Here is a 7,818-nt window from a genome sequence, read left to right on the forward strand (position 1 = left end):
CCGCTTTGAAACCGGTAAAGGGTATCCTATTTACTCTCGAAAAAAAGGCAGTCTCGATGCAGCCGAAGAAATCATGTTTGATTGCAACGTATTAGCCGAAGGACATAAATATTTTAAATTAAGTGGCCTAAGTATTAGCACTGACAATCAATATGCAACTTACGCGCTTGATTTAGTAGGTCGCCGCATCTATACCTTGCACGTTAAAAATCTTTTCACGGGCGAAATCTTAAAAGATACGATTGAAAATGCTACGGGAAATTCGACTTGGGCAAACGACAATTCGACAATTTTCTATACCAGACAAGACGAAAAAACATTGCGTTCGGATAAAGTGTTTAGACACAAAGTCGGAACTGATACCTCCGAGGATGTATTGGTTTACTTTGAAAAGGACGATACCTTTAATGTGGGTGTTGGAAAAGAAAAATCACGAAAATACATTTTGATTAGTTCTTCGAGTACTTTAACGACTGAGTTTCAAATCTTACCGGCTGATGTTCCGGATGGGAAATTTAAACTGTTTCAAAAACGAAAGCGTGGACTGGAATACAGCATTTCTCATTACGGAGATAGTTTTTACATTGTAACCAATAAAGACGAAGCGATCAATTTTAAATTGATGAAAACGCCTGAGATCGCCACTACCATTGAAAATTGGGAAGAAGTGCTCATGCACCGCGAAGATGTTTTATTAGAAGATATTGATATTTTTAAGGATTACCTCGTAATTTCTGAGCGTTCTAATGGATTAAACAGAATCCGTATTAGGCCTTGGAGTGGAGAAGGAGAATATTACCTGCCTTTTGAAAGCGAAACTTATACTGCTTACACTTCTACCAATGTTGATTTTGATACTGATATCCTGCGTTATGGCTATCAGTCTATGGCTACGCCATCCTCTGTAATTGATTTTAACATGAAGACCAAGGAGAAAGTCGTATTAAAAGAGCAACAGGTTCTTGGAGGAAAATTTGATAAAAATAATTATAGTGAAGAACGTGTTTGGGCTACTGCTCAAGATGGTACTAAGATTCCGATTTCTATGGTGTACCAAAAAGATCTTGTGATGAATGGCGAAAATCCGTTGTTGCTTTATGCTTACGGTTCGTACGGTCACTCTATGGATGCTTATTTTTCGACTACTCGCTTATCGTTGTTAGACAGAGGCTTTATTTATGCTATTGCTCATATTCGAGGAGGAGAAGATTTAGGAAGACAATGGTATGATGATGGTAAATTATTGAAAAAGAAAAACACTTTCACGGACTTTATCGATTGTTCCAAATATGTGATTCAGCATCAATACACTTCAGCAGAACATTTGTATGCCGAAGGGGGATCAGCAGGTGGATTGTTAATGGGTGTAATTGCCAACGAAGCTCCTGAATTGTATAACGGAATCATTGCGCAAGTCCCTTTTGTAGATGTAATGACGACGATGTTAGATGATACTATTCCGCTTACGACAGGGGAATATGATGAGTGGGGAAATCCAAACAAAAAGAAGTATTACAATTACATGCGTTCGTATTCACCGTATGATAACGTAAAAGAACAAAATTACCCCAATATGTATGTATCAACGGGATTACATGATTCTCAAGTGCAGTATTGGGAGCCGGCTAAATGGGTTGCCAAGTTGCGTACCATGAAGACAAATGATACTGTTTTATATTTAGATACGAATATGGATGCGGGTCACGGTGGAGCATCGGGACGATTTGAAGCACTTAAAGAATTAGCGAAAGAATTCACGTTTTTATTCGACTTAGAATCGATAACTAAATAATAGAAGTTGTAAAGTAATAAAAAATCCCATTTGCGTAAGCAAATGGGATTTTTGAGTTTTATAAGAATAGCAAGTACTTAGTCGAGTAAGTGCGGATTGTTTAATATTAATTCCATCTTTTTTATGGTGATGGTAATTTGACTCATTTGCAATTCAATGTTTCTGAAAAACAAACTGATGTCTCTGTTTACCCAACTTTCTGAAATAACTCTTGAGCCTAAACTGATACGTAAAATAGCGCTCTCGATATCATTGCTGTACTTAACGTTTACCGCTTGACCAATGTGGCATTTTTGAGCTGCTAATCGGATAATCTCTAAGGAAGCCTCTTCAAAATGTTCTGATAAATCAGAATTTAATAAGGTGTATAATTTTTTTACTTTGTCAACGGATAAAGGTTGGTTGTTTAAAGTAATGAAGAAAGGAAAAATAGTTCGGATGTTTCGAATACCGAATTCCTTACTATTATAGCTTTTCATTTTAGTTTCGTCCCCGTAAATAGGTTCTAAGAAACTCGCTTCGTGAATTGATTCTTCAACAAAATTGCAGAACATCTCAATTCCCATATTTCGATATAAAACCGGCGTTTTGAAATAGCGATCCATTTCAACGATCGCAGCATTCCATCGCATGTACGAACCATAGTTGTAACCATCTGATAGTTTTGAAGAACAAAACCATGAGGCAGGCCAATCCGAATTATTGAAATATTCCGTTAAGCCTTTCGGTAAAGGGTTGGTAGCAGAATGAATCAGCTTCGTAACATTTTTTGGCAAAATTAAAGCTCCTGCATAAGGAGGTCCTGTAAAAAACTTACTTCCCGTAACGGTAACGATATAGCCTTTATTTACGTAATTATGAATGTCTTTAGGGTCTAATCTTAGTTGCGAAGCATCAACGATGATTTGCATAGAAAGATTCTCTAACTTATTTAATTTTTTGATTAAGGAATCGCTAGGGGATTGGTATCCCAATTTTGATTGGTCCATGGTGTGTAAAACAACATGTCTTCCTTCTTCATTGGTTTTAGAAACGGCAGCAAATACTTCTTCATCCAATTGCTTGGTTGATTTTAAGGCACCATTTTCATCTCGAAACGGAATTTCAATTAAATTCACATCTCTGAAACCTTCAATGCGGTCTCCTTTTTTAATCGGAAAATTTAAGGCTGTTGTGTTTTCAAAATGACAACCGCGTAGGGCTGCAGCAACTCCACTTCCGGTTTCATCAGAAGCTACCAATATATGAGTGATTTCTTGTGAAGAAATCGTTTGTGTAATAGCAGCGATTTGTAATGAAGAATCGGTTCCTGAAGGAGAAAATATGATCTCACATTCTTCATTTATTTTGAAATTTTTTCTTAGACTGCTTTTAAGCATTTCAGAAAATTCAATAGTCGTTTTCTTAAAGCCGTATTTTAAGCTATTTCGAATTAAAATACTTCTTACTTTATCCGTTTTATCGAAGGCAAAATTAGAAACACTAGAAGCCGTAGAAGAAGCAAAAGTAAAGGCTTCGGGTCTAGGAAAAGGACGGCAACCATATTTATTCAGTAGGTTGATCTCATCAATATTCAATCTAAGATCACCACCATCCATCAATAGATATTCTGTAGGTTTGGCTAAATTAGCTACTATTGCTTTCCAAGAGGCATCAATAGCTGCATTGGCTGTTGGTAACCCATGAAACGACTGCAATTCTTCACGAATTGAGGCCGTTGCTGTCTCTAAATTAGCATTGCTGTTAATCAAATTAATTAAAGAAAAATCAAGATTTTCTAATTTCTCTTTATCGTCTTTTGGTAATAAGTTATAAAATATTTTAATAACCTCTAGCGCTGCAATGTCGCATAAAGCGATGTCTTTTTTATCGTTATTTAGTGCTTTGTACCATAATTGCCATTCAATACCATAACGTAAATAAAGCAACGCTAAAATAGGTTTGTCTAAAAAAGAAGATCCTATGATAATCGATTTATTGGGAACAATTTTAAATACTGCTGGCTCACTAGTCGAAGTGATAATATTAATGTTGTTTACTTTAGGTACGGTGTTGAATCTTTTTAAGATGCGTACTAGATAATTGACATTCTCTTTTTCAAATAAACTTGTTCTATTGTATTGATTTTCAATTAGAATATTGTTCGTCATAAAGTATTTTTATTTAAGCGTTCCATTGAACGATTTTAATCTAGTTCGATCACTCTATAAGTTAGGAACTTACTATTGTTAGCCGCCTTTTTTAAGCTAAAATTGTATTGTATGGGTTTGTGTACTAATTTAATTTTTTTGTTAATAGTAGTTTTACACGGTAAAACAGTGCTATTGCCTTTATTTACTTTTTTAAACAAGTAACTTAAACCACATTAAACGGCATCTTTTTAAAGCTTTTTGAGGCTTAAAAAGTAGGCAAATATAATGAACTTAGGGGCTTATAAAAAACATATCTCTTTTTTATGAGCGATAAATGATTCATAAATCAGTGGTTACTATTTTTAGCACGAAAACAAACGTACTTTTATCAAAGCTTATTAAACTATAAAACTCTTTATTACAGTGTTTTATAGCGCATTTAGTAGCCTAGTTGCGATATGGTAATTAAAATGATTGCCGCTAATGCAATAACGAGGCCTAGGTAATTTTTAGCATTTAGTTTTTCTTTAAAAACTAAAATACCTACTAAGCTTCCAATAATGATTACTCCCATATTCATTGCTGCAAATACCGTCGACGGATTTTTGGCGAAAGCCTGATGCGCTTTGAGGTAAAACAAAATATTACTGAAATTAAAAATCCCTACCAAGGCTCCTAGCCCTAGATTAATCGCTGTAATTTTTACTTTTTTGATCACAAGCTCGTACAATACAACTGCTATCATTATTGCAAGCGAAATACCAAACACAATAAATAAGGACGTGGTAAAGGGCAGGCTAGTCGCTAAAGCAATTTGCTTAAACAAAATATCGATGACACCAAAACCAACGAAAACCATGGTCGGGTAGATCCAATTGTTATTTTTGTTTTCTGTCTTTTTACTTAGGATTAGCAATAAGGCAGGTAGTGCTATTATAAACGCGATTACTTTTAAGGGAGTAAATTCTTCATGAAATAGCAGCCAAGCCGCAAGAAGCGGAATGAACAGCGATAAGCGTTGTGCAGCATCTGTTTTTACAATTCCCATGTGTTTTATAGACGCAGCTAGAAACAGAAAAATCGAAGGCAACAATACTCCCAGCGGAATATAAATACTCCAAGGTGCTGTTGCGTCGATAGTACTAATGTCAGGACTAAAAATGAAATAGCACAGTAGCAAAGCAAAAACATAATTCCAACCTACAATTTGCGTAGTATTGATACTGTATTTGCGGCTTATCTTAAAAATAACACCTACGATAACGCTGCTTAAAATACTAAAAATAAGGAATAACATGCCGTTTAGTTTTAATGGTACAATTTGTAAACAAAAAAACTCTAGCCTAAGCTAGAGTTTACTATTTGAACTGGAGGAAGTCTTATGCTTCTTCCATGGTGTGATACACATTCATCACATCGTCATCTTCTTCTAGTTTTTCAATCAACTTTTCTACGTCGGCCATTTCGGCTTCGGTAACTTTTTTAGTGATTTGCGGAATCCTTTCAAAACCAGACGACAGAATTTCGATATTTCTAGTCTCTAATTCCTTCTGAATCGTTCCAAAGCTAGTAAATGGAGCGTAGATCAATATTCCGTCTTCGTCTTCAAAAACTTCTTCAGCACCAAAATCGATCAATTCTAATTCCAACTCTTCAGCATCAAGACCTTCAGCCGGAATTCGGAAATTACAAGTATGGTCAAACATAAATTCAACTGATCCTTGCGTTCCCATGGTACCGTTGCATTTGTTAAAGTAACTTCTCACGTTAGCCACCGTACGGTTGTTGTTATCAGTAGCCGTTTCGATCAAAAGCGCAATTCCGTGTGGAGCATAACCTTCAAACAAAGCCTCTTTGTAGTTGGCAGTATCCTTATTGCTGGCATTTTTAATAGCACGTTCTACGTTATCCTTAGGCATATTCGCAGCCTTCGCATTTTGTATTACCGCTCTTAATCTAGAGTTAGCATCAGGATTTGGACCTCCTTCTTTCACGGCCATCACAATATCCTTACCTATTCTAGTAAATGTTTTAGCCATTGCTGACCAACGTTTCATTTTTCTACCTTTTCTAAATTCGAATGCTCTACCCATTTCTGATTATTTTTTGAATCGATTTTTCAGCTTTTACGATGAGAAATCAATGTTTTGTATTTTTTAAGTCTGCAAAAATAACGCTTTTCATTTTAATTCAAAAAAATAAAACGTGCTATGCAAGACTAGTTATCTTACTTCTTGTAAAATGGCAATTTCACCACCTTAGCAGGTACATCATTTTTACGAATACGAATGTAAATGTCTCCATCTAAAGCAGCATTTGCCACAGTAACATATCCTAAACCAATTCCTTTGTTCATAGAAGGCGACATTGTCCCCGAAGTTACAATTCCAATTACCGCTCCGCTTGCATCTACAATTTCGTAATCGTGTCTTGGCACTGCGCGTTCTTGCATTTCAAAAGCAACTAGCTTTCTTGTAACACCTGCTTCTTTTTGCTTTTTTAGATTTTCGGAGTTGGTGAATTCTTTGGTGAACTTAGTAATCCATCCTAAACCAGCTTCAAGCGGCGAAGTCGTATCGTTGATATCGTTTCCGTAAAGACAAAAACCCATTTCCAAACGCAACGTATCACGAGCAGCAAGTCCTACCGGTTTGATCCCAAAAGCAGCTCCCGCTTCAAAAACTTTATTCCAAATCGTTTCTACCTGGTCATTTTTACAATAAATTTCAAATCCGCCTGATCCAGTGTATCCTGTAGCAGAAATAATTACATGTTCGAAACCAGCAAAATCAGCTACTTCAAAGTGGTAATACGGAATCGCGCTTAAATCAATCGATGACAACGCTTGCATTGCTTCCACAGCCATAGGTCCTTGAATTGCTAATAAGGAGTAATCATCCGAAAGATTTTTCATCTCAACACCCAAATCATTTTGAGCCGAAATCCAATCCCAGTCTTTATCAATATTCGAAGCATTTACAACTAGTAAATACTGCTCATCTTTCATTTTATAAATGATCAAATCATCCACAATTCCACCATCATTGTTTGGTAAACACGAATATTGCGCTTTACCAACTGTCAATACTGACGCATCATTCGAGGTTACTTTTTGAATCAAAGCCAAAGCATTTGGTCCCGAAAGTAAAAATTCTCCCATGTGAGACACATCAAAAACCCCTACCGCCGTACGAACCGTCTCGTGCTCAGCATTAATTCCTTCATAAGTAATGGGCATATTGTATCCCGCAAACGGAAGCATTTTAGCTCCCAAACCTTCGTGTATGTGCGTAAGCGCAGTATTTTTCATTGTTTTTCGATATAAAATTTGAAGTGGCTAATTTATTTAAAAATTATCATATTTAACCCATTATTTATGATTAATCCATATATTTTGAAGCCATTTCCTGCTGTACATTACAAGTCCTCATCCTGTAATTTGTTTTTTTAAAGGAGCACGAGAGCTTCTTGCAGTCGCTTCGTGTTCCTAATAAAACCTAAATTCCAGTATTCCGGGCTTTTCATTGCCATCAGGGCTAAGGTAAAATCATCTCCGAATGGTATCTAAACCAAAAACGACAAACCAAGCGCGCTCGATTTGTCGTTTTTACTATTAAGTGGATCTAAAGATTAATACTTAGCGGCTTGTCCAGGTTTAGGAATCGATGCTTTAATAAATTCTCTGATATCTTCATTAGCCGTTTCTAAGTCTTGCTTTCTCAAGTACATCATGTGTCCGCTACGGTAGCCTTTCCATGACATTTTATCTTTCAATTTTCCGCTTGGATCCATTTGCCACATATTGTATTTTGCATTAAAATAATCACAAGCACCATCGTAATAACCGGATTGTACTAGTAAATGCAAATACGGGTTTTGTGCCATTGCCTGTCT

At 36.1% G+C, this 7,818-nt stretch carries 5 protein-coding genes and 1 pseudogene; 1 reads left to right on the forward strand and 5 read right to left on the reverse strand.

All coding sequences use genetic code 11. The annotated features are described in order from the left end of the window. Positions 1-1,792: S9 family peptidase (locus tag P8M54_RS00790; protein ID WP_300283880.1), on the forward strand; the 1,792-nt coding region annotated here is incomplete at its 5' end. Positions 1,793-1,869: 77 nt separating this feature from the next. Here the strand turns inward: P8M54_RS00790 and P8M54_RS00795 are convergent. The 5 genes and pseudogenes from P8M54_RS00795 to P8M54_RS00815 all read right to left on the reverse strand — a co-directional run. Then, positions 1,870-3,942, reverse strand: a complete 2,073-nt coding sequence (locus tag P8M54_RS00795; RefSeq protein ID WP_300283882.1) for a hypothetical protein — start codon at positions 3,940-3,942, stop codon at positions 1,870-1,872. Positions 3,943-4,363: 421 nt separating this feature from the next. After that, positions 4,364-5,221, reverse strand: coding sequence for an EamA/RhaT family transporter (locus P8M54_RS00800; protein WP_300283884.1), 858 nt, complete (start codon positions 5,219-5,221; stop codon positions 4,364-4,366). An 82-nt stretch (positions 5,222-5,303) separates the two neighbouring features. Continuing rightward, entirely contained in the window at positions 5,304-6,017 is a 714-nt protein-coding gene (locus P8M54_RS00805) for a YebC/PmpR family DNA-binding transcriptional regulator (protein ID WP_300283887.1), read from the reverse strand. Between the two features lie 134 nt (positions 6,018-6,151). Continuing rightward, the gene (gcvT, locus tag P8M54_RS00810; RefSeq protein ID WP_300283889.1) at positions 6,152-7,234 is read right to left on the reverse strand and encodes a glycine cleavage system aminomethyltransferase GcvT; all 1,083 of its coding nucleotides are present in this window, start codon (positions 7,232-7,234) and stop codon (positions 6,152-6,154) included. A 320-nt stretch (positions 7,235-7,554) separates the two neighbouring features. Continuing rightward, positions 7,555-7,818 (reverse strand): annotated as a pseudogene (locus tag P8M54_RS00815) (carboxypeptidase); the annotation flags it as partial.

It is taken from the genome of Flavobacterium sp. (genome assembly GCF_029242675.1).
Classification (GTDB): domain Bacteria; phylum Bacteroidota; class Bacteroidia; order Flavobacteriales; family Flavobacteriaceae; genus Flavobacterium.

Coding starts and splice junctions, on each gene's coding strand:
- P8M54_RS00795 (WP_300283882.1), bottom strand. CDS start 3,942: ATGACGAACAATATTCTAATTGAAAATCAATACAATAGAACAAGTTTA.
- P8M54_RS00800 (WP_300283884.1), bottom strand. CDS start 5,221: ATGTTATTCCTTATTTTTAGTATTTTAAGCAGCGTTATCGTAGGTGTT.
- P8M54_RS00805 (WP_300283887.1), bottom strand. CDS start 6,017: ATGGGTAGAGCATTCGAATTTAGAAAAGGTAGAAAAATGAAACGTTGG.
- gcvT (WP_300283889.1), bottom strand. CDS start 7,234: ATGAAAAATACTGCGCTTACGCACATACACGAAGGTTTGGGAGCTAAA.